The organism is Cupriavidus sp. 05L411 (assembly GCF_056398045.1).
The window spans coordinates 35,142-55,928 of sequence record NZ_JBFTOQ010000047.1 but is presented as its reverse complement, the minus strand read 5'-3'; the positions used below and the strand labels follow the sequence as shown (position 1 = coordinate 55,928).

Here is a 20,787-nt window from a genome sequence, read left to right as displayed (position 1 = left end):
GTCCTCTTGGTGGCATTCCAAGTGTGAAACTCAATCACATTCAGCTGCGCAGCGGCAACGATGGCCGTCTCGCTGGCGATCTCAAGGAGCGGCGGATGTCCCGCCCATAGGCTGGCATCGAGGACGTTGATCCCAGGGATCTTGATGGTCTCGGCGTGCTTCTGAAAGAACAGCTCGCCGTCGATGCCCGTTGGCCCGCGTACCAAGGAGACAGGGCGCCCGCGGAGATGAGGCAGCATGTGCGGCGCAATGGCTTCGTAGAATCCGACCAGGTCGCCTTTCGTCAGCCCGGTCGTTGGATCAATCACGCGCTCCGCGTTGGATACCTTGACCGAGCGCGCTGGCCGAGGCCGGGGCTGTTCCACATCGACCGGCCGCTCCCTTGTCACGGTGCCCGCAGCCTTGTCAGCGCGCAAGGCATGGAAGACGGGATGCCGGATTCGGCCTTCTTTGGTCCACTCGGCGAACGAGATCTCGGCCACCAGCTTCGGCTTGACCCACCGGGCGACTACGCGCGGTGGTAGCTTTCCAAACGGGCAGACTGGCACTTCCAGTTCGGACAGCATGGCGAGCAACTTGGTCAGCATGCGCGAATCCAGACCGCTGCCAACGCTGCCGGCGTAGTGCAGTTTCCCGGTTTCGTCGTGTAGGCCAAGCAGGAGCGCGCCGATGCCTTGTCGGCTTCCCTTCGGGGCCGTGAATCCGCAGATGACGAATTCTTGTCGCTGTTTGCATTTGAGCTTGATCCAGCAGGGCGCTCTGGTGGAGACATAGGGCGCGTCGACGCGCTTGCCAATCAAACCTTCCAGGCCCATCTGGCACGCTGCGGCAAGAAGGTCGTCAGGCGTGCCCTCAAAGGCCTCGCTGTATCTGACTCGTGTCCCAGCTGGCACGGCTATCACCTCCTTGAGCAGCGCCCTGCGCTCGGCCAACGGAACCAGTCGTAGGTCGTGGCCTTGGAAGAAGGGGAGGTCAAAGACGAAGTACTGGATGTCCTCCACCTTCGATCTATCAAAGGCATTCTGCAGCGCCTGGAAGTCCGTGGTGCCCTTGTCGCTGAGTATCACGATCTCCCCATCCAACCAGGCGGAGCCGAGGCCAAGAGCGCGAATCTCCGCCGCAAGCGATTTGAGGCGCGATGTCCAGTCATGGCCATTTCTTGTGAAGAGACGGACGTCATCGCCGTCGACCCTTGCCAACAACCGATTGCCGTCGAACTTGATCTCATAGGCCCACTGGTTGGCGTTGCGCGGCACCGTTGAAGCGAGCGTTGCCAGTTGCGGGGCTAACGCAAGCGGAAGGGGGGCCGGGCGTGCTGCAGCGGGTAGTCCCTGTCGGCCCTGGCACGGGCGCGAGCGACGCTGCTTTGGCACGGCAATCTTTGCGTTACCGCCAGCAGCCGATTTGCTATTGCCCTGGGCCAGTACGCTGTCCGGCATGGCTTCGGTGACGTCGTACTCTGCGGCAGAGCGCGCGAACGCGTCCCGCTCCTTGATCAAGAGCCACGGATCCTGACGCTCATCGCCGCGGCCGCGCATCCTGACCAAGGTCCAATGGCCATGTAGCTTCGCACCTTGCAACTCGAACTTCAGCTTGCCGCTCTGGTAGCCGGCCACCGGATCGCCGACCGGCATCCATGTCCCTCGATCCCAAACGATGACAGTGCCGGCCCCGTATGCCTTGGGCGGGATCACGCCTTCGAAGCTCGCATAATCCAGCGGGTGATCCTCGACGTGCACGGCCATCCGCTTCTCTGTGGGATCCAAGCTGGGTCCCCTGGGGACCGCCCAACTCTTGAGGGTACCCTCCAGCTCGAGACGAAAGTCGTAGTGGAGCCGGCGAGCCGCATGCTTCTGCACGACAAAGCTCAGTGCGCCGCTGGCAACGCCAGGGGCGGACACCTGGCCGATCGGCTCCGTCGTCGCGGCGAAGTCACGCTTCTGACGGTATCGCTCGAGGCTGCGCGCGTTGGAAGAGGCCGACTTAGCCATGGACTGGGTTCACAAACCGGGCGCCGTGTGGAACGACGTGCACTTTCTTGTTCGCCATGACCGTCTCCGTATGCCGTCTGCTGTAATCGCAGTATTTCCAAGTCCTATGGATGCAGCAATAAGCCGCTGTCCGACATGTGGTATGGCACTGGTTGCCATGTAGGTCCGACAGAAATTACATGCACATGTTCTTCCAGGAATTGCTCGCCTATCCGCAAAGTGACAGTGGAACTCCGCCGATTCGGCGGGCACGATCTAAGCTAGATCGGTGTACTCCCCCACCTGTACGGTGATCGCCATGGCTGCCCGTTCCATTGCTTCCCACTCTCTCAGCTTCGGCCTCGTGTCGATCCCCGTGAAGATCTTCAGTGCCACGGAAAGCAACTCGGGGGTCGGCTTCAATCTGCTGCACAAGGGATGCGGCTCTCGGCTCAAGCAGCAGTATGTGTGCATCCGAGAGGATGTAGTGGTCGAGCGGTCCGAGATGGTCAAGGGATACGAGTTCGAGCCGGATCACTATGCTGTGTTTGAGCCGGACGAGCTGAAGGCGTTGGAAGACGAGGCAAAGCACACGATCGATATCGTGTCGTTCATGCCGGCCGGAGCCGTCGACCCCATCTATTTCGACAAGGCCTACCACCTGGGGTCGGACAAGCGCAGTGGTAAGCCATACAACTTGTTGGCCGAAGCCATGCGAAAGACCGGGACCTGCGCGCTCGCGCAGTGGGTCTGGAAAGGCAAGCAGTACATGGTGCAGGTGCGTGCGATCGACGAGGGCCTGGTGCTCCAGCAACTGCTCTACGCCGACGAGGTCCGATCGATGCTGGATCTGCACGTGGAGAAAGCTGAGGTCCAGCCAGTCGAGCTGGCTTTGGCTAAACAGCTGATCGAGCAGAACTCGGTGGACGGGTACGACCCGACGGCCTACAAGGATGAGGAGAAAGACCGTATCTTGGCAGCGATCGATAAGAAGATCGCGGGCAAGAAGATCACCGTGAGTGAGGAGCGAAGCGAACCGCGGCAGGGCGCGGAAGTGATAGACCTGATGGAGGCCCTGCGCGCAAGCATGGCCCAGCGCAAACAGGGCGGAACGAAGGCACCGGCCTCTGCGGCGGCAGCGGAGGGCAAGAGAAAGAAGACTGGGAAGCGTGCCACTGCGGCGCCAGCGCCCGCTCCCGCGAAGCGAGCTTCAGCGGCGAAGAAGTGACGGGCCGATGCCGACATACACCCTGAAGGACGCCGAGACGATGCTGGGCATCCCGCGTACGGTGGCCACCAGGTTGGTCACCGAGGGGATCATCACGCCCACACGCGGGCCGCGCCGGCAACTCCTCTTCACGTTTCAGGACATGGTGCTTCTCCGGACTGCCAATTCGCTGCGTGGCGCCAAGATCCCAACGCGGCTGATTGTCCGCGCGCTGGCGAGGGTGAAGGCCTCTCGCGGCACTGGCCAGCCGCTGACCGGCGTGCGGATTCGAGCGTTGGGCAACGAGGTGGCGACAAAGGACGAGGATAGGGGATGGCAGGCCGTGTCGGGCCAGATGCTGATGGACTTTGAGCCAGGTGAACCGGGCGCGGCGGTCGTGGAGTCTCTGCACGATGCACGGGCGCCGGCGGCCGACGCGCAGGATTGGTTTCTCATCGGTGCCGAGCTGGAAACGGAGAAGCCGATCGACGCCGAGGCCGCATACCGGGGGGCCTTGGCGGAGGATCCAACATTCCTGGATCCGTATCTCAACCTGGGTTGCATGCTGCGCGACGCTGGCCGGTTTGGCGACGCGGTGGAACTGTACCGTTTCGGAGTCTCACATCTGCCGAACGAGCCGCTGCTCCACTTCAATCAAGTTACGAACGATGCGTCACACTTGCACCGGACTTTGCTGATGCTCACTTCAACGCAGCCCGTATTTACGAAACGCTTGGCGACGGGATGTGGGCGATCCGGCCTTTCAATGCCTATCACCGGCTGCAGACTTAGCGAGTGCGCGGGTCAGTTGCGGCGAGCAGAGGCTGGCATGCGCTGCAGCGAAGTGGCCATTGCATCATTCTCCCGTGCCTGCTGCACGAGCGCAGACGCTGCGCAAGCTCCCTCTAACGCATTTAGCCTACATCGCTGGCTCAAGTCGCGTGTAATTTTTGCGAATCCAATCAAGGTGCCGGCGTCATCGTGAATCGCCGTAATGACAACATTCGCCCAGAATCGGCTCCCGTCCTTGTGCACGTGCCACCCTTCGTCTTCCGCATGTCCCCGCGACGCGGCAGTCTCTACCACTTTGGTACCTCGATGCCGTTCTGTCCTGGAGGGCCTCCTTCTATTTGTGGAGGGCAGCATCCCTCACGACGTCACTCGGCGCCCAGGAGGGACGCATTCATACCCTCTCAAACTCTGCATCCCGCCTCAGAAACGGTGATCGAGCTTTGCGCTTGCCACTTGTGCGAATGCATGGCCGGTATTGATTAGCGTGTCGATTGCGAAGGAAACGGTCAGGGCTTTGGACGGATGGAGGCTGACGCTTGCGCCGGTCGTGAGAAACGAGCGCGGCAGATCCGTGCCCAGGGCTGGCGAGCAAGACGGTGCCGATCGGGTGATCGACGAACCAGCGATAGAGGGGGGCTCGTTCTGTCACGTCAGATTCTCGCCTTCGTGGTGGCAGGCGGAACTCCGTCGGATATCAGCTGGTCGCCGGCAGTCACGCCATCGATCACGACTTGCTGCCGGTCCTGGTAGAGGACGTTGACGGGTATGATTTCCACTGTGCTGTCCGCCTTCAGGCGGAACACAAACGGTTTGTCCTGCTCGCCATAGCGGAGCACCGCAGGTGTGGAAACCAGAGCGTCGTGCGGCAGCCCTGTCTGTAGATGCACAGTGACAAACTGGCCGGGCCAGAGCTGACCAGCACGGTTATCGAACTCCGCCTCGATACGTACCGCGCCATTGCCGGTACCCACGCGGTTGTCGATCACCAGCAGTCGTCCCTGCGCCACGGACGTTCCAGCCTCGCGAGATATCGCTTGCACAGCGGCCGGCGTGTCGGCGCGAATCAGGCTCTGTAATACGGGCAGCGCCGACTGCGGCATGGCGAACTCCACCGTTATCGGTGCGATCTGCGTCACTGTAAACAGCCCCTCGGTGTCATTCATACGGACCAGATTGCCTTCGTCGACATTGCGCAGACCGACCCGCCCAGAAATGGGCGAGCGTATCCGCGTGTAAGGCAGCCGCACTTCCTCGGCGGCGATCGTGGCGCGGTTGCCTTGCGCGGTCGCGCGTAGCTGTTCCACCAAGGCTACTTGCCGCTCGAGTGTCTGGCGCGGGATCGCGTCTTCGCCTATCAAGGTCTTGTAGCGCTTCAGATCCAGTTCGGCTATCCGCAGTTGAGCCTGGGTCATATCCAGCGTGGCGCGGGCTTGGTTGAGTGCCGCCTGGATGGGGCGGTCGTCCAGGGACGCTAACAATTCTCCCTTCGTGACTTGCTGGCCTTCAACCACATAAAGGCGTGTGAGATGGCCATCGATCTGCGCCCGCACCACGACGTCGCGCAACGAACGTACTGTGCCGACGCTCTCCGCCTGGCGTGGCACATCCCGCGCCTCCACGCGTGAAAGCAGTACGGGAACGGGCGGGGGCGGCGCTGCGAGGTCGGGCGAATGACTCGACTGGCTGCGCTGGAACAGGCCCGGTGTGCCGAGCAGGATCAGTGCGAGGGCAGAACTGGCCAGAACCGCGCGTCGTGAGCGGGTGGAAATGGGCGGCAATTGCATTTTTGGGTAGGCCATTGCGGGCCATTAATCATTGGCAAGGAACTTATAGCGGAAGATTGCTGGCGCCACGCTGACAGGTGTGTTGGGCAGTACGCTCGCGCGCAATCGCGATGTCCCGGCCGCAAGGCTCCGAAGTAAGTCAGAGGGCGCGCCGATTAGCCCGGCTAGGTTGCGATCGCGCTCGCGCGCGCTGCTTGCGTCATGCGCGAGGCCCTGGTTGGTGGTCAGCGCCTCGGCGCCGCAGGCGAGGATCAGCAGTTGGCCGACGCGCAGCAACACAGCAGGTTGGCGTCGGGATCGCCGAGGCGCAGGCGCTCCGCCTGGCCCTGCAGCCAGTCGATGGCCTCAACGCGATCAGGTGCCCCGCTCGACCACAATTCGTTCACATGTTCATTATTTGACATAATAAGCGGTCTCGGACACAACAAACAACACACATGTGGCGTCGAACGTGAGCCGTAAAGCTTGAAAAGCGGCGCACTATGTGAGCCGAATATGGCAAAATGCGGCTCATGAGCACGAATTCTTCCTGGATCTGGCGCCGCGCAGAATGGCCTGACTTCATTTATGACGCGCAGATGATCGCGCCTGACTTGGCGGAGGCCTACCGGATGCACGGTGTCGTCGAAGGCAAGGCCATGGCCATTGGCCTTGGAAGTACCAGCCAGGTCGCGCTGGATGCGCTATCCGATGAGGTGGTGGCCACGGCCGCCATTGAAGGGGAGCGCCTGTCGCTCGATGTTGTCCGGTCGTCAGTGATGAGGCGGCTTGGCTTGCCGACGTCGGGGCCCACCGACCGCCATGTCGATGGTCTGGTTGGGGTCATCAGCGATGCCACAACAGCGTTTGATCTGCCCCTGGATAAGGACCGCTTGTACCGCTGGCAATCCGCGCTATTCCCTGGCGGCACGTCCGGCATCCACCGAATCGCCGTCGGCCGATACCGCGACCATGACGATCCGATGCAAATCGTAAGCGGTCCGCCAGGCCGTGAGGTGGTGCATTACGAGGCACCCCCATCAAAGGACGTGCCAGCGCAGATGACGCGCTTCCTCGCATGGTTTGCTGAGTCCTCGCCGGCGCAGGCCTCGCCGTTGACGTCGGACAGTAAGCTGATCGATGGCTTCGCTAGGGCTGCTATTGCGCACCTATGGTTCGAGAGCATTCACCCGTTTGAGGACGGCAACGGCCGTATTGGGAGGGCCATCGTTGATATGGCCATGGCACAGCATCTGCGACAACCGGTGCGCTTCTACAGTCTTTCGCGGCAGCTACTGACCTCGCGCTCGGCGTATTACGACGCCCTCAATCAAGCTCAACGTGGTGACGCCGACGTGACATCGTGGGTGCGGTGGTTTGCGCGCCAATGCACGGCGGCATGTCATGCCGCGAGCCAAGTCATCGACCAAGCGATCGAGAAGAGGCGCTTTTGGGAGAAGTATGAGGGCAGCGGGATTCATGAGCGGCAGCGCAAGGTGCTGCAGCGGCTTCTCGACGACGGGGACGGTGGCTTCCTGGGCGGCCTGAACGCTGAGAAGTACATGAAGATGACCGGCGTCTCAAAGGCCACGGCTACACGCGACCTTTCGGAGATGGTCACGGGCGGGCAATTGTGGAGCCACGGTGTGGGCAAAGCGGTGCGCTATTACATCAACGTGCCGGGATGGACGCATGGTGTAGCTATGGAGCCCGATCCGGGTGAGGCCGTATAGCCACTTCTCCGTCACGACCTAGCAAGTGTCACGACGGGGCGCCGTCAAGACAAGGAAGGTGCTACAAACTTGGTCAGCAGCCCTGAGAAATCAACGCTTGAAGATGTCCTGGGTCCTGATAGGGGTCATCGAATGGAGGAGGACTTCCACAATAAATGGGCATGGGGCTTCCCCTCCTGTGGTCGTGATGGCGTTTCGACACGCCATCATGGCACCTCGATGCCGACTTGCGGCTTCCACCGCAGCCTCCGGGACGATCTGGCCAAAGACGCGTTTGCCGTTCATGGGGTCGATGCGGCAGGCAAAGGACTTCTCGTCAAACCGAGAGTTACCCGTGATCAGTTGACCATGCCCCAACGCACGCGTCGTGATGAGGCATCGGGCACGGGAGGCGCCCCTCGTATATTGGTGTCGCAGTAAGAGACGTCAAGAGGCTACTGGGTCTACAGGTGGATCAGGTTAGGCGGCTGGAGAATAGAATTGCTGCGCAGCGGACGCAGTGCTTCCCTCCGGGCCGCATCCGATTAACCCGATCGAGGAATTGGCGCCCTACAACTGGAAACTCTCTGGCGCGGCCGGACCGGCATCGACCGTGGCGTCGACGTCCTCCTTGCCGGTTGCAGCCTCAGCGACTCGGCATTGAACCGCAGCCGCGCATCAATGGGTAATCGTCCTTTTCGGGATCGCTTCAGAACGGAAAAGATTGCACGCTAAGCGATTACGAGCACACCGCTGGGCGCCAGCTACCGGGCGACGAAGGCTGGATCCGTAGGATTCGGAGATACTGTAATCCCTTCACTTCCGAGCCACCCGCGGTGTCGCTGCGGAGGCACAGGCCTGCGGGTCGCCGCCCCGAGGATCTGACCAAGGAGTTCGCCCCTTCCACGCTGGTTACCGCGTCGTCGGTCTGCTCGTACCCCCACTCCTAGCACCCTCCAACCTGGAATCGCCTGCCCAGCGGCTTATCGAGCGCAAGGCCTCGAGTCTTAAGAGGCATCCGGCGCTAGAGGGGTGAAGAGTGGATCCGCGTCGGCGCACCGCCTCGATCGGCATATAAAACTGTGCACCCACGTTCGTCGGCCGGCATCCTATGACCAGCCCGATTCTGCTCAATGAGAAGCAAGCCGGCGCTGCCGTCGAGGGCATGCTCCGGCGAGTGGCGTTCGGATTGCATGGGGCGATTGACTTTGAATGCCCGCGGCTTATCGATTAAGCGATGAGCCTGTCCCGCCTGTTTGAGCGGCGTGCAACCGGGAGCACCAGCCGCGGATGCAACGCAAGCAAATGTGACTAAACGTGACCGGCACGAATCTCCCGACGTCCTTTCGCGGAACGGCGCAGGCTTGCTCCCCTTGAAATTTGGGCGGCCAATTACTATTTTATTTTTGCTCAGGCAGTCGCGACCATTGCGCGCTGCGTGTTTCTGTTTGTTTGCCAGCGGCTTGGCAGGTGGATGGGAGCGCGTTGCCCCTTCGCCTCCTTGCTGCGTCGAAGGAGGATACGACCATGAGCGATCTTTTCTTTGGAACTGACCTCTTCAGCGAGCTCGACCGCATGCAAAGGCAGATGGCGAGCTTGTTCGGCGGCTTCCCATCCAGCATCCGCTCCGGCCGCTTCGGGGAATTTCCCCCCGTCAATATCGGCGCCACGGACGATTCCATCGAGATCGTCGCGTTCGCACCGGGGCTCAAGCCAGACAAGTTCGAGGTGTCGATCGACAAGGGCTTGCTGACCATCAGCGGCGAGCGCGAAACGGCGCAAGCGGAGGATGATCCGGAGGTCCGGCTGTACGCGCAAGAGCGATTCACAGGCACGTTCCGGCGTGTGGTCGAATTGCCGCAGAGCGCCGACCCGGACAAAGTTCAGGCGCGTTATGCCAACGGCTGCCTGTCTATCAGTGTCGGTAAGCGCGAAGCCTCGAAGCCCCGGGCGATCACGGTCCAATAACGCGAGGAGAATGCCATGAACGATACCACCCAAATGGTTGAACGCAACCAGAACGCGGTGACAAAAGCTCAGGAGGACAGGTCGACGCCGACGATGACGCTGCTTCCCGCGGTCGACATCGTCGAGGACAGCAATGGCGTCACCCTCTGGGCCGACCTTCCAGGTGTGACCAGGGACAAGCTTGAGGTGAATGTTCACGACGGCAACCTCCATATCGAGGCGGAAGCGGTCGTGCCCACCCCCCAAGGACTGCGTGTGCAACACGCGGAAATTCGCCAGCCGCACTTCGCACGCGCTTTCTCGTTGAGTGCGGACCTTGACGCGTCAAAGATCGAGGCGAACCTGCAGGACGGCGTGCTCAAGCTAACGATCCCGCGTCGCGACGAAGCGCGTCCACGCCGCATTGCAGTCAACGTCGCGTGAGTTGCCGTCGCCCGCCGGGTACCGGTGGCATCCGCAAGGGCGCCACCGCAGTGCCCGCGGAAATTGGCTGGACATTCGGTGAGGACAAGATGAAAACTGATCTGGGCAAATGGAACCCCTTCAAGTTCCTACGCAAATCGACAGAGGATAGGCAACCGACGGGCGAGTCATCAAATGTTCCCGCGCCAAGGCACTGGACACCGGACTGGCCTGACGTTTCGCGGCTGTTTTCAAGCGATCCATGGCGTGCGATGGGCGAGTTTCTGCATGAACCCTTCGCGGGCTTCGGGGGACTGGATCGATGGTTCGGTGACTTCAGTTCGTCGCGCTTCCAGCCGCGGATCGATGTGGTCGATGATGGCGCGGCGCTGAGAATCACGGCGGAGCTGCCCGGCATGGATCGCGAGGACCTGCAGACCACCATCGAAGATGGCGCACTGGTATTGCGGGGTGAGAAGAGGCAGGACATTCGGAGCGAGGAGAACGGCTGCTACCGGCTGGAGCGGGCATACGGCGCCTTCATGCGCAGTATTCCGCTGCCAGATGGCGTCGACCTTGATCACGTCGAGGCGAACTTCGACCGCGGTGTATTGACGCTGCGTCTGCCCAAGACCGGCGCGTCGCAGTCTGCGGTGAGGAAGATCGAGGTGAAGTGAGCGGGAGACGGCGAACCGCCTCAAGGGCATAGACTCGCGTGAGCCTGCTGCGCTCCGCCTGGACATTCCTGCTGGCCATGCAAGGTAGCGCCTCCGCGGTCCCTTTCTGGCATACGCGGCGCTCGGAACATGCGGTGCTGGCTTGCAACCCTGCAGCTAATCCACGTGCGACGCTGAGGTCTTGAGATCGCCGGACCGGCCACTATTTTCGCGACAAACAACTTCCCGAGATGGAGGCTTCGATGGAATTCGATTCTGAGTGGGTGACGCTAGGCAGGCATCGGGTGCGGCTTAAGTGCACGCGCGGCTTTCCTACCGAGCGGACGCGGCGCTTGGCAGAGTTGGTCACAATCGCGATCGATAACAACCTCAGCGCGCGGGCCCGGTTGGTGGACGTCACGGCGCAAGGCGATGCTTACGTGATCGGCATCGGCACGACGTTCGAAAAGGACAGAGAGGCGGCGCCCCACCTGGAAGTGGCCCTTGTCACGATGTTCGGCTTGGCGCTTGAGCAAGTCACGATTGACGTTGTCGTCGTCAGTCAAACAGAGGTGGATACGCATTTTGGCGTGTATGAGCGGATGCTGGCAGAGAAGCTCGGTGCCGTGCCGCCCATTCAGTGAAGCGCCAGAATCCGGCTTCTGGGCCAGTGACGCTTGTGTTGCGAATCCAGGCACCGGCGTTAAGGCTCTCAAGCACGAACAGTGTCAGGACTGGTCGTCCCGTCAAGCTCATAATCACAGTGATTGGATGAGGAGCAAGGCTATGAACATCCGTCCACTACACGATCGCGTCATCGTCAGACGTCTGGACGCAGAACACAAGACGGCCGGCGGTATTGTCATCCCCGAAACTGCCGCCGAAATGCCGGACCAGGGCGAAGTCCTGGCCATCGGCCCCGGCAAGCGCCTGAGCGATGGCCGTGTCAGCGCGCCGAGCGTGAAGATCGGCGAGCGCGTGCTATTTGGCAAGTATACGGGCACCACAGTCAAGCTTGTAGGCGAGGAGGTGCTGGTCATGCGTGACGAGGACATTCTGTGCGTCGTCGGATATCCGCGTGATCCAGCCAGCTCCGAACTTCGCCTTCCGGGGCGTTCAGCAAGCGGGCAATCTTGCTCACCGGAACGTCGTCCACGCGTGCCAGCAGCACGGTTCGACGCCACTGGTTGGGCAGCTGCGCAAGCAATTTGCTGACGACCTCATGCACCTCGTTCTGGGTGGCCGCCTCGTCCGGGCTGCAGGCGGCGTCCAGTAGGTTCCACACGTAGTTGGTGGGAAAGTACTCGAGCATGATGGCTCCTTTCGAACATTGAAGATGAGTCAGAAGCTGACCGCGTCGCTGCTTTTGAGCTGATGCATCGCCCGAGCTTCTGGATGGATCGAGAAGTTCATCGAGCCACTGTTGAGCGACGCCATCTCGGACCTGAAACGCAGCGGGGGTGCAAACCGCTCTTTCAGCGTCATCTTGGTGGAACCTCCGCTCGTTATGTTGATGACCGCACTGGTCTTCGACCGGATGACCGGCAGGAACTGGGCGAAGACGTCCCGCTCGGCCGTCGGCCGCCCATCTTTCGGGTCGCGGGCATGGAGGTGCAGTATCGCTGCGCCGGCATCGGCCGCATCGATCGGGTGCTGCGCGATCTCGTCGGGCGACAGCGGCGAGTGAGGCGACATCGATGGCGTGTGGATGGCGCCGGTGATCGCGCTGGTGATGATGACTTTGCGTGCAGGACGGGCCATGGCCTCAGTCCACCGTGATGCTCTTCGCGCGGATCAGCTCGCCCCACTTCTTGGTCTCGGCCCGGACCATGGACGACATGGCTTCCGGGGTGGCGGAGAGAGGTTCGCTCCCGAGCTCCTGGATTTTCATCGTGACCTCGGGAGAACGCGTGATTCGGGTCAACTCGGCGTTGAGGCGCTGGACAATTTCGCCAGGCACGCCCGCGGGCGCCCAGAGGCCATGCCAACCGAAGCTGACGACCTCGGGGTACCTTTCGACGACGGCTGGCAAGTCAGGGAACTGGGCATGGCGCTTCGGACCGGTAAACGCGATGGCACGCACCTTGCCAGCCTTGATCATCGGAATGGCGGAGGCCGCCGGTTCCGCCATCAGCTGGACCTGCCCGGAGATCACGTCTGTCATCGGCGCAGCCTTGTACGGCACGTGGAGCATCTGGATCTTCGCGGCTTGCGAGAGCAGCTCCATGATGAGGTGCGGGAATCCCCCGATCCCGTAGGACGCGTAGGCGAGCTTGCCGGGGATGCTCCTTCGCATACGCGACCAGTTCCTGGAGTGATTTCACCAGCAGGTCGTTGTTCACGACGATGAAGGAGCCCTGGGCGAGGAGCGGCGACACGGGCTTGAGATCCTTGTTCACATCGAATGGCAGCTTTCGATAGATGAACGGGTTGACCACGAACGCGCTCGACACGGTGTACAGCAGCGTATAGCCATCCGGCGGCGACTTCGCGACGGCCTCGGAGGCGAGGTTCGCGCCCGCGCCGGGCCTGTTGTCGACGACGACGGGCACGCCGAAGGCTTTTGCGAGCCTGTCCGCGTAAATCCGCGCGTAGGTGTCTGGCGGGGAACCCGGAGGCCCCATGTTGACCAGTTTGATGGGCTTGGCAGGCCATGCCTGTTGTGCGTTGGCGGCCTGCCACGGCAGGAGGCCGGCGGCCGCAAATGCACCAGCGGTGCGGGCGAGGAACTCTCGACGCGTAGTGCTCATGGTGCTTCGGGTCAGCATGTTGCGGGAATGACGGGCAGAAGCAAGAATGACGCGTACTTACCGCCCGTGTGAACGGTCGTCTGTCCGGCGAATCGTTCAGAACTGCGGTCCTCGGGGTGATCGTGCAGCAGCACCGACGAGCCGCGCATCGACTTGCCATAAATCTGCGGATAGGGTCCGGGCAGGTCGTGCTCGAAGTCCGAGCTGCCGACAGTCAACACCAGCCGGTAGCCCTTCGGGAAGACGAAGCACATGGGCCAGATCTCGACCTGCAGCTCGTAGATCTCGTTCGGTTCGAGAAGTTGGATCTCCTGGTGCGTGTGCACGGGCTGATACCGCTTGGAGGCTTGAGGATCCAGCTTTCGGTGAGATGCTCTAAGCCAGCCTTGCGCGAGGGGTGCATTGGGTTCGACCGCCCCCAAGATCAGGTGCTCCTTGCCGTCCGGAGCGAAAGCCCGCAGCGTTAGGAACAGGTCCGCATCCCGGGCTGTCGTGGAGATCCAGAGCGTGGCAGCCAGCGGGCCGGTCACCTCGGTGTCGCGCTCGAAGGGTGCAGTGCTGAAGCTTGCCTTGCCTGCCATGCCATCAAACGAGAGGCACGAAGCAGTCTCGGCCGGCTCCGATTGCAGGCTCTGCGTGCCAGCATCCAGGTACGCGGGCGTCCATGCGGTGCGCGCCAAGGGCCATTCATGCTCGTCCCGCTCCTGGAAATGGTCCACGTGGCGCACCTGCATCTTGATGGGCGGCTGCCGATCCCAGCCGTTGTCCTCACCCTTAAGGAAGTGATCGAAAAACCGCTTCTGGAGCGCTACGCCGTAGTCCGTATAGAATTCCGTCCAATGCTCGAGCCCGTGGAATTCGAGCCACTTCTGGTTCGAGCCGGCCCCCAAGTAGCCTTGGACATTGCCGCGGAGGTGCAGGCCATGGCCACCCCAGTTTGCGCAGGAAAGCACCGGTACCTCGATTGCACCCAAGTCCGCACGGCGGCCGTCGAAGTAGCTATCCGTGATGAGCTCGGCGCTCAACTGCGTCGCGTTGATGTCCACGCGATTGGCGAGCAGTTCCTCGTCGCTGAGCTCGGCTGGCCCGGAGATAGGCAACCCGGTGTTGGGATTCACATGCCCACGCCATCCGAGGCCGTGCTGCACGTTTTCCACCTGCTTCGGATACCAGGCCACCATGAACGTGTTGAGGATGCCGCCATGCCGGCAGGCGTCGCGATAGTAGTCGGAGAACCCCTCGAACGGGCAGATCGCGGCCAGATGCGGAGGACGTTTCGCCGCCACGAGCCATTGGGTGGCGCCGTAGTAAGAAACGCCGGCCAAGCCGATCTTCCCATTGCTCCACGGTTGTTTCGCTGCCCATTCAATGCAATCGTGGAAGTCCTGCGCCTCGCGCGGGGAGAAGCAATCGATGACTCCCGGCGATCGACCAGCGCCGCGCGAGTCCACGCGAATGCAGATGTAACCCAATGGCACCCATCGCTCCGGATCCGCGGTCTCCCAGTTCGCGTACTTGCCACTACTACCCTTCAAGATTTCCGGGTGCTTAGTAGTCAGCGATTGCCATTGTGTGGGGAATCCCACCTGGAATGGCAGGCCCTTGGCGTACGGTCCATACGACATCAAAACGGGGTAGCGTCCTTCCTCTTCCGGGCGAAACACGTCGGCCCGAAGCACCAAACCATCGTCCATCGTGATTTCAACGTCCCAATCGATCTGCATGTCTGTCTCCTGATCGGTTTATCTTGTAAGTGGTTAAAACTTGTGGCGCATGCCCAGCGCAAAGCTGGTGCCACTGCCCTTTCCGGTAACCTTGTCGAACATCGTCACAGCGTACACATCCGTGCGCTTCGACAGGGCATAGTCATAACCCCCGGCAAGTCCGTGACGCCGATAGTCCGCCATGACATCGCTACGTACGCGTGAAGACACCGCGGAGGCCAGGACCTTTCCGCTGCCGACTGGAATCTGTGCACCTACCTGAAGCGTGTCAGTCGTTGTCGATGCCCCGTTGGTGCTTGTGTGGGCATACTCGGTCAGCAGCTTGATGGCCTTGAAGTCATAGGACAATCCCCCGACCATCGCTGTCTGCGCCCAACTTCCCGCAGGAAGTCCGGGACCGATCCGGGTTTTCTGGATGCCAATACTTGCCGACAATGGCCCGCGATCATAGAGCAGCATACCGACAGCATTGTTCTGCGAATTCGTGGCCGGCTGCTCGCCAAGGCTATACAAGCCCCGGAACRAAATCYCAGCGAATTCCGGTGAGTAGTAGCCGATCGCGTTATTCCACGCGGTATCGCCGGCAATGAATCGGCCCTGCTGGGGCGTCCACAGCACGTTCTGGAGCGGCGAAAACTTGGTCGACCCGGAAAACGCATCGAACAGTGCGGTCGCCAGAAACGTCGGATTTGCTAGCCGCCCGAAACGAACTTCGCCAAGACCGCTCTCCAAGCCAACGTAGGCGTTTCTGGAAAAGAGCCCATCCGTGGGCGCGCGCCCATTGGCACCCGTGTCCGTCTGGAAGAATCCCTCAACGCGGTAGTTCGCCTTGAGACCGGCTCCCAGGTCTTCGCTTCCTGTCATACCCCAGAAGGACGTCTGCAGACCGCCACTCTCCACGCCGGTCGCAGAACGCTGTCCACTGAGATGGGTAACTCCGACATATGAGTCCGCGAGTCCGTATAGCTGTGCGCTGGTCGCGCAGGCGGCGCAAGGCAGCGCAAGGAGTGCCAGCGCGTACCACCCTACAATCGGCTGCGCCCTCCGTGTGCCACCCGGATCGCTACCGGCCTTACCATAGAAAGCACATCTTGCTTGTCTTTTCCTGTACATAATTGATCTCCTCCGTTATTTTTTTACTTTGATCACTTCAAAAGAACAGCGTGGCCGTGGCGCATAAGCAGGCTCACTGACGGGGGCGGTCGTCCCTTCCTGCGGCATTCCGAATGCCGGTATTCGCCGTAGCTGACTGCGGTGCAACACTGCATCGCAGCCCATAATCGGCGGAAAGTAGCGCGCGTCGGTATAAAAGACCGTCAGGCAAACGCAGGGGCCGGCAGCACGGTCGCATAGTTGACGCCGAAACCGATCCGAGCGTAGTTCTGGCGCTCACACCAGCCGCGGAACACGACGGTGTCGCCGTCCTCAAGGAAGCCGCGTTGTTCGCCGTTGCCGATATCTACCGGTTGCGTCCCGGATACTGTGAGTTCGATCAGCGCGCCGGCCTCGCCCGGCGAGGGACCCGAGATCGTGCCGCTGCCCAGCAGGTCGCCGCTCTGGAGATTGCAGCCTCCCATGGCGTGGTGAGCAATCATCTGGCTCAGCGTCCAGTATTGGTGGCGGAAGTTGGTGCGGGTCAGCGTGCGTGGTTGCCGGCCCTGTGCCAACTGACGCGCGCTGAGTATCGAAACCTCTAGTTGGATGTCAAAGGCGCCGGCCGCGTCATTCTCCGCCGAACGAAGGTAGTCAAGCGGCTGCGGGCGCTCTGGTTCGCGTGTCCAGCGTGCGCGGTAAGGCAGCAATGCTTCGAGCGTGACAATCCAGGGCGATAGCGTGGTTGCGAAGTTTTTAGCGAGAAACGGCCCGAGCGGTTGCATCTCCCAGGTCTGGATGTCGCGCGCAGACCAATCATTGAGCAGGCATAGACCGAAGATGTGCTGCTGTGCCTTTGCCAGCGGGATAGGCGTACCACGTTCATTGCCGATGCCAATCATCGCGCCCACTTCCAGTTCGTAGTCGAGACGCTGGCACGGTCCATACACAGGTACTCCGCCCGGATCGGGGCGGTACTGCCCCATTGGGCGATAGACCTGCTGGCCACTGACGCCGATGGAAGACACGCGGCCGTGATACGCGATCGGCAGCCAATCAAAATTGGGGTTCACCTCCAGCCCGAACTGGCGACAGCAGTTCACGGCGTGGTCGAGCGAAGTATAGAAATCCGTGTAGTCGCCAATGCGTACCGGGACCGCAAACTCGACCGCCGCCTGCGGCGCCAGCGTTTCGCGTACTTGACGCTCATGCACACTGTCTGCCTCCAGCAGCGCAAAGATGCCGTGGCGCAATGCCCGCCAGGTGCTCGGACCCAGGTCCAGCAGTGCATTTAGCGTCGGCGCTGCGGCGGCCCGCGTGGCTTCGGCGGCCATGTCTTGCAGGCAGCCTCTACCATGCAAGGCGGCCAGGTCGACGATCTGGTCACCGATCGCAACGCCGCCACGCCAGAGCTCCGCGCGGCCAAGCCGACGGAATATGCAGAGCGGAAGATTCTGCAGCGGAAAATCGCAGCCTGCAGCATTGGCCGAGTCCAGCCAGCTGTGGCGGGAGGCATCATGGGTGTGGTTCAGTTCCATGGTGGTATCAGGCGGCATTCAGGGCATCGTCGAAGATGGCAACGGCGCGGGTCCAGCCGGCCGAGGCCCCGCGAATCTTGTGCGGGAAGCAGGAGATGTAGAAGCCATGCGGCGGCAGCGCCTCCAAGTTGTGCAGCTTCTCCAGGTGGCAGTAACCGATGTTGCGGCCCGCCTTGTGGCCTTCCCAGATCAGTGAGGCGTCCTGTATCTCGGCATACTTGCGGGCCGTGTGCACGAACGGCGCGTCCCAACTCCACGCGTCGGTACCGGTCAGCCGCACGCCACGTTCAAGCAGGTACATGGTGGCGTCGAACCCCATGCCGCAGCCGGACGAGACGTAGTCAGGCTGGCCGTAGCGCTTGCCCGCACGCGTGTTGACCACCACGATCTCCAGCGGCTTGAGCACGTGCCCGATTCTGTCGAGTTCGGCATCAACGTCGTTAGCGGTCACCACATAGCCGTCGTCCAGCCCGGTGAAGTCGAGCTTCACGCCTGGCTGGAAGCACCACTCCAGCGGCACCTCGTCAATGGTGATGGCGCGCTCGCGCTGCCCCAATGACTCGTTCATGGTGCTGTGGAAGTGATAGGGCGCATCCAGGTGGGTGCCATTGTGCGTATTGAGCTGGATGCGCTCGATCGCCCAGCCTTCGCTGTCCGGCAGGTCTGACGGCTTCAGCCCCGGAAAAAAGGCCGTGACCTGCTCGGCGGTGGAGCGATGCGACAGGTACTCGATCTGGGGGCCATAGCCGGGCGGGTCGGAGACTACATCGTTTTCCAGGTAGATCGAGAGATCGACGAAGCGGCGGGTCATGGTGGGAGGTCCTCTTTGGAGATGCGTGAAAAGGGGGAAGACGGGCTCAACTGGCATCGAGGGACGGCGCGGTGCCCGGCGCCTTGCGGGCGCCCACACCGGTATCCCGCTCGGCAATTTCGCGTGGCAGCAAGGCAACCACGGCCGCGGACAGCAGGAACAAGCCGCCGCACAGCGCGATGCCTGGAGCAAAGCCGAACGCCGTCGCCGCCGAGCCCAGTGCCAGCGGAGCGAAGGCGGAGATGCCACGACCGACGTTGAAGCAGAACCCGGCACCGGTTGCGCGGATGCGGGTCGGGAACAGTTCGGCGAAGTAGGAGCCCACGAGCCCGGCGAAGGCCATGAAGAAGGCGAATACCGGGCCGAGGACGAGCAGGGTCGCATGGTCCGTGGCGAAAGCATAGGCCGGTAGCGTCAGTCCGGAGCCGACCAGCGACGCGATCACGGCACGCTGTTTCCCGATGCGGTCTGCGAGCAGGCCGAAGACGTTATAGCCAAGGAACATGCCGACATTCAGCACGGCCACGAAGCTTGCCATGGTGGTGACATCGAGCCCCCGTTCCTTGACCAGGAAGGTCGGTAGCCAGGTCGAAGCGCCCCAGTACGCGGACAGCGCCAACGCCGAGGTCGCGGTGCCGAGCAGGGTAATGCGCAGCAGGCCGGGCGCGAACAACGCAGCAAGGCTGGCACGGCCGGYGCTTGCTCTGGTGGACTGCCCGCTGGACCGTTGCGCGCGCCAGACCTCCGATTCCGGCACGCGCAGCCAGACGTAGCCGATGGCGATGGCCACGGCCGCGCCGCAGAGAAAGAACAACACGCGCCAGCCATGCGCCGGCAGCAGGTAGGCCGCTGCCAGGGCGGCCACGGTTGCGCCCGAAGAGAAGGAACTGAGCACGAAGGCAGTGGCCCGTCCGCGCTGGTGCGCCGGCCAGGTCTCGTTGACATGAGCCGCGGCCGTGCTCCAGACCCCGCCCAGGCCGAGGCCTGAGAGGAAGCGCAGGACGAGGATCTGGCGCCAGTCGGTGGCGCCGGAAATTGCCATCGTGAGCGCGCCGAAAGTCACCAGCGACAATAGCAGCGCCGTGCGGCGGCCCATGGTATCCGCCAGCCTCCCCATCACCACGCTGCTCAGCCCGATGCCGAGCAGCGTGGCTGTGACCAGCAAGCCGGCCTGCGCCTGTGTGATGTGAAGGGATGCGGTAATGGCCGACATGGCGATGGCAAGGATGATGATGTCCACCGCGTCGAACATATAGCTCAGGAAGCAGCCGATAAGCACGCGCCACTTCAGCGAGGCAGGATTGGGGGGCATGATGGGTCTCCTGATTTGGCGTCCCCTGGCCGAAGCTGCTGACGCACCCGTTTGCACTGACTGTACGATCGTGCAGTCTCGAACGGAACGGACTGTACGCCCGTACAGTCAAACGTTACAGTAGGGTAAACGCGGGTGCGGATGTGGCGAAGTGAGGTTCGCTACAATGGCGCATCTATATGGAGGCAGCATGGAAGGCAGGGAAGCGCGAAAGCCAGAGGTCGGGGCACGGGGCATGGCGCGAGAAGAAGCGCAGGAGCTGCCGATCCCGGAAGCGAGCAAGCGCGAACGCGTGCTCGATGCAGCGGAGCGCCTCTTCGCCGAGGGCGGCTTCGACGGCGTGTCGATGCGTGATATCGCCGCAGCCGCGGACGTTGGCTTGCCGCTGATCGTTTACCACTTCGAGACCAAGCGAAATCTGTACCGCGCGCTGTTCGATCGGCGCAAGACGCTGTTCGAGGCCCGGCTGGCAGCCCTACGCCAACCACTCACCGCTGGCGAGGACTCGGTGGAGCACATCGTGCGTGCATTCGTGGAGCCGGTAATGCGGATTCAGGACACTGAGGCCGGCATTGCCTATGCCAAGCTCGTTGCACGCGAGGCCTCCGATCCAAGAGAAGCCGAGCGCGGTATTGTTGCCGACTATTTCGACCCGTTCGCCATGGAATTCGTCAAGGCGATCCGCAAGGCTCTGCCAGGCAATGCCAGATATGCCCATTGGGCCTATCTGTTTGCCGTGGGAGCGCTGGTGATGAGCGTGTTCGACAGGCGTATCGAGCGCATCTCCGGCGGCAAGTTCAAGGCCGGCGACGTGCGTCACAAGTCCGAGTACCTGGTGACTTTCATCGCAGCGGGCATTCGCGCCGGGGCCGACCGGACGTCATCAAGGCGTTCCAGAGAATCATCCTTATGATGCAATTCGCCTGGAGTACAGATGTGTTCGGGGCTGGACTGGAAAAAACGTAGCCTCGCCACGTCTCTAGGCCTATCGCGGTGACCTGGTCAGACATCTCCGGGAAGCGCTCGCCAGCAGGATCAGCACCGCGGGACTGCAGGAACAGACGGTGCACGCGCCAGTCAATTGCGTGTT

18 protein-coding genes and 5 pseudogenes are annotated in these 20,787 nt (G+C 61.9%); 9 read left to right on the top strand and 14 right to left on the bottom strand.

The features are described from left to right. Positions 1-1,991, bottom strand: a 1,991-nt coding sequence (ligD, locus tag AC1DQR_RS33660) for a DNA ligase D (protein ID WP_477134576.1), incomplete at its 3' end; no start/stop codon positions are given. 298 nt (positions 1,992-2,289) lie between these two features. On the opposite strand from ligD, the gene ku reads away from it, so the two are divergent. Continuing rightward, a complete protein-coding gene (gene ku, locus AC1DQR_RS33655; RefSeq protein WP_477134575.1) occupies positions 2,290-3,198 on the top strand; it encodes a non-homologous end joining protein Ku in 909 nt (302 codons plus the stop codon). Positions 3,199-4,032: 834 nt separating this feature from the next. Here ku and AC1DQR_RS33650 read toward each other — a convergent pair. The 4 genes and pseudogenes from AC1DQR_RS33650 to AC1DQR_RS33635 all read right to left on the bottom strand — a co-directional run. Then, a pseudogene (locus tag AC1DQR_RS33650) lies at positions 4,033-4,260 on the bottom strand (PAS domain S-box protein); the annotation flags it as partial. Positions 4,261-4,619: 359 nt separating this feature from the next. Beyond that, complete coding sequence (locus AC1DQR_RS33645; RefSeq protein ID WP_477134574.1) at positions 4,620-5,768, bottom strand: efflux RND transporter periplasmic adaptor subunit; 1,149 nt, start codon at positions 5,766-5,768, stop codon at positions 4,620-4,622. Between the two features lie 9 nt (positions 5,769-5,777). Then, positions 5,778-6,032 (bottom strand): hypothetical protein, encoded by a 255-nt coding sequence (locus AC1DQR_RS33640; protein WP_477134573.1) that lies wholly within the window; start codon positions 6,030-6,032, stop codon positions 5,778-5,780. Further along, positions 6,005-6,157 (bottom strand): hypothetical protein, encoded by a 153-nt coding sequence (locus tag AC1DQR_RS33635; RefSeq protein ID WP_477134572.1) that lies wholly within the window; start codon positions 6,155-6,157, stop codon positions 6,005-6,007. Before AC1DQR_RS33635 ends, AC1DQR_RS33640 begins: the two co-directional genes overlap by 28 nt. 108 nt (positions 6,158-6,265) lie before the next feature. Between AC1DQR_RS33635 and AC1DQR_RS33630 the strand changes: the two genes are divergently transcribed. The 7 genes and pseudogenes from AC1DQR_RS33630 to AC1DQR_RS33600 all read left to right on the top strand — a co-directional run. After that, positions 6,266-7,465, top strand: a complete 1,200-nt coding sequence (locus tag AC1DQR_RS33630; RefSeq protein ID WP_477134571.1) for a Fic family protein — start codon at positions 6,266-6,268, stop codon at positions 7,463-7,465. A gap of 1,015 nt (positions 7,466-8,480) precedes the next feature. Continuing rightward, a pseudogene (locus tag AC1DQR_RS33625) lies at positions 8,481-8,669 on the top strand (hypothetical protein); the annotation flags it as partial. A gap of 302 nt (positions 8,670-8,971) precedes the next feature. Continuing rightward, complete coding sequence (locus AC1DQR_RS33620) at positions 8,972-9,412, top strand: Hsp20/alpha crystallin family protein (RefSeq protein ID WP_416047045.1); 441 nt, start codon at positions 8,972-8,974, stop codon at positions 9,410-9,412. A 15-nt stretch (positions 9,413-9,427) separates the two neighbouring features. Then, a complete protein-coding gene (locus AC1DQR_RS33615) occupies positions 9,428-9,835 on the top strand; it encodes an Hsp20/alpha crystallin family protein (protein WP_416047044.1) in 408 nt (135 codons plus the stop codon). A gap of 89 nt (positions 9,836-9,924) precedes the next feature. Continuing rightward, positions 9,925-10,491, top strand: a complete 567-nt coding sequence (locus AC1DQR_RS33610) for an Hsp20/alpha crystallin family protein (RefSeq protein WP_477134570.1) — start codon at positions 9,925-9,927, stop codon at positions 10,489-10,491. 242 nt (positions 10,492-10,733) lie between these two features. Continuing rightward, entirely contained in the window at positions 10,734-11,114 is a 381-nt protein-coding gene (locus AC1DQR_RS33605) for a hypothetical protein (RefSeq protein WP_477134569.1), read from the top strand. 142 nt (positions 11,115-11,256) lie between these two features. Next, a pseudogene (locus tag AC1DQR_RS33600) lies at positions 11,257-11,538 on the top strand (co-chaperone GroES); the annotation flags it as partial. Here the strand turns inward: AC1DQR_RS33600 and AC1DQR_RS33595 are convergent. The 9 genes and pseudogenes from AC1DQR_RS33595 to AC1DQR_RS33555 all read right to left on the bottom strand — a co-directional run bounded on the left by AC1DQR_RS33595 (position 11,507) and on the right by AC1DQR_RS33555 (position 19,697). Next, positions 11,507-11,782, bottom strand: a complete 276-nt coding sequence (locus tag AC1DQR_RS33595; protein WP_477134568.1) for an RNA polymerase sigma factor — start codon at positions 11,780-11,782, stop codon at positions 11,507-11,509. The pseudogene AC1DQR_RS33600 and the gene AC1DQR_RS33595 overlap by 32 nt on opposite strands. 53 nt (positions 11,783-11,835) lie before the next feature. Further along, positions 11,836-12,231: pseudogene (locus AC1DQR_RS33590) on the bottom strand (3-keto-5-aminohexanoate cleavage protein); the annotation flags it as partial. Positions 12,232-12,235: 4 nt separating this feature from the next. Then, positions 12,236-12,766: a tripartite tricarboxylate transporter substrate-binding protein gene (locus AC1DQR_RS33585; RefSeq protein WP_416047040.1), complete on the bottom strand. Its 531-nt coding sequence runs from the start codon at positions 12,764-12,766 to the stop codon at positions 12,236-12,238. A 55-nt stretch (positions 12,767-12,821) separates the two neighbouring features. Further along, positions 12,822-13,094: pseudogene (locus AC1DQR_RS33580) on the bottom strand (Bug family tripartite tricarboxylate transporter substrate binding protein); the annotation flags it as partial. A 137-nt stretch (positions 13,095-13,231) separates the two neighbouring features. Beyond that, on the bottom strand, positions 13,232-14,944 hold the full coding sequence (locus AC1DQR_RS33575; protein WP_477134567.1) for a CocE/NonD family hydrolase: 1,713 nt from the start codon (positions 14,942-14,944) through the stop codon (positions 13,232-13,234). 33 nt (positions 14,945-14,977) lie between these two features. Continuing rightward, positions 14,978-16,057: a porin gene (locus AC1DQR_RS33570; RefSeq protein ID WP_477134566.1), complete on the bottom strand. Its 1,080-nt coding sequence runs from the start codon at positions 16,055-16,057 to the stop codon at positions 14,978-14,980. 203 nt (positions 16,058-16,260) lie between these two features. Next, positions 16,261-17,574, bottom strand: coding sequence for a fumarylacetoacetase (fahA, locus tag AC1DQR_RS33565; protein ID WP_477134565.1), 1,314 nt, complete (start codon positions 17,572-17,574; stop codon positions 16,261-16,263). A 7-nt stretch (positions 17,575-17,581) separates the two neighbouring features. After that, positions 17,582-18,385, bottom strand: coding sequence for a cyclase family protein (locus AC1DQR_RS33560; RefSeq protein WP_416047036.1), 804 nt, complete (start codon positions 18,383-18,385; stop codon positions 17,582-17,584). A gap of 46 nt (positions 18,386-18,431) precedes the next feature. Further along, positions 18,432-19,697, bottom strand: coding sequence for an MFS transporter (locus tag AC1DQR_RS33555; protein ID WP_477134564.1), 1,266 nt, complete (start codon positions 19,695-19,697; stop codon positions 18,432-18,434). Positions 19,698-19,887: 190 nt separating this feature from the next. Between AC1DQR_RS33555 and AC1DQR_RS33550 the strand changes: the two genes are divergently transcribed. Further along, on the top strand, positions 19,888-20,610 hold the full coding sequence (locus AC1DQR_RS33550) for a TetR/AcrR family transcriptional regulator (RefSeq protein WP_416047034.1): 723 nt from the start codon (positions 19,888-19,890) through the stop codon (positions 20,608-20,610). Positions 20,611-20,787 lie beyond the last annotated feature (177 nt).

Excerpts from the sequence above, each read along its gene's own strand:
- ku (WP_477134575.1), top strand. The coding sequence starts at position 2,290 with ATGGCTGCCCGTTCCATTGCTTCCCACTCTCTCAGCTTCGGCCTCGTG.
- AC1DQR_RS33645 (WP_477134574.1), bottom strand. The coding sequence starts at position 5,768 with ATGGCCTACCCAAAAATGCAATTGCCGCCCATTTCCACCCGCTCACGA.
- AC1DQR_RS33635 (WP_477134572.1), bottom strand. The coding sequence starts at position 6,157 with ATGTCAAATAATGAACATGTGAACGAATTGTGGTCGAGCGGGGCACCT.
- AC1DQR_RS33630 (WP_477134571.1), top strand. The coding sequence starts at position 6,266 with ATGAGCACGAATTCTTCCTGGATCTGGCGCCGCGCAGAATGGCCTGAC.
- AC1DQR_RS33620 (WP_416047045.1), top strand. The coding sequence starts at position 8,972 with ATGAGCGATCTTTTCTTTGGAACTGACCTCTTCAGCGAGCTCGACCGC.
- AC1DQR_RS33615 (WP_416047044.1), top strand. The coding sequence starts at position 9,428 with ATGAACGATACCACCCAAATGGTTGAACGCAACCAGAACGCGGTGACA.
- AC1DQR_RS33610 (WP_477134570.1), top strand. The coding sequence starts at position 9,925 with ATGAAAACTGATCTGGGCAAATGGAACCCCTTCAAGTTCCTACGCAAA.
- AC1DQR_RS33605 (WP_477134569.1), top strand. The coding sequence starts at position 10,734 with ATGGAATTCGATTCTGAGTGGGTGACGCTAGGCAGGCATCGGGTGCGG.
- AC1DQR_RS33595 (WP_477134568.1), bottom strand. The coding sequence starts at position 11,782 with ATGCTCGAGTACTTTCCCACCAACTACGTGTGGAACCTACTGGACGCC.
- AC1DQR_RS33585 (WP_416047040.1), bottom strand. The coding sequence starts at position 12,766 with ATGCGAAGGAGCATCCCCGGCAAGCTCGCCTACGCGTCCTACGGGATC.
- AC1DQR_RS33575 (WP_477134567.1), bottom strand. The coding sequence starts at position 14,944 with ATGCAGATCGATTGGGACGTTGAAATCACGATGGACGATGGTTTGGTG.
- fahA (WP_477134565.1), bottom strand. The coding sequence starts at position 17,574 with ATGGAACTGAACCACACCCATGATGCCTCCCGCCACAGCTGGCTGGAC.
- AC1DQR_RS33560 (WP_416047036.1), bottom strand. The coding sequence starts at position 18,385 with ATGACCCGCCGCTTCGTCGATCTCTCGATCTACCTGGAAAACGATGTA.
- AC1DQR_RS33550 (WP_416047034.1), top strand. The coding sequence starts at position 19,888 with ATGGAAGGCAGGGAAGCGCGAAAGCCAGAGGTCGGGGCACGGGGCATG.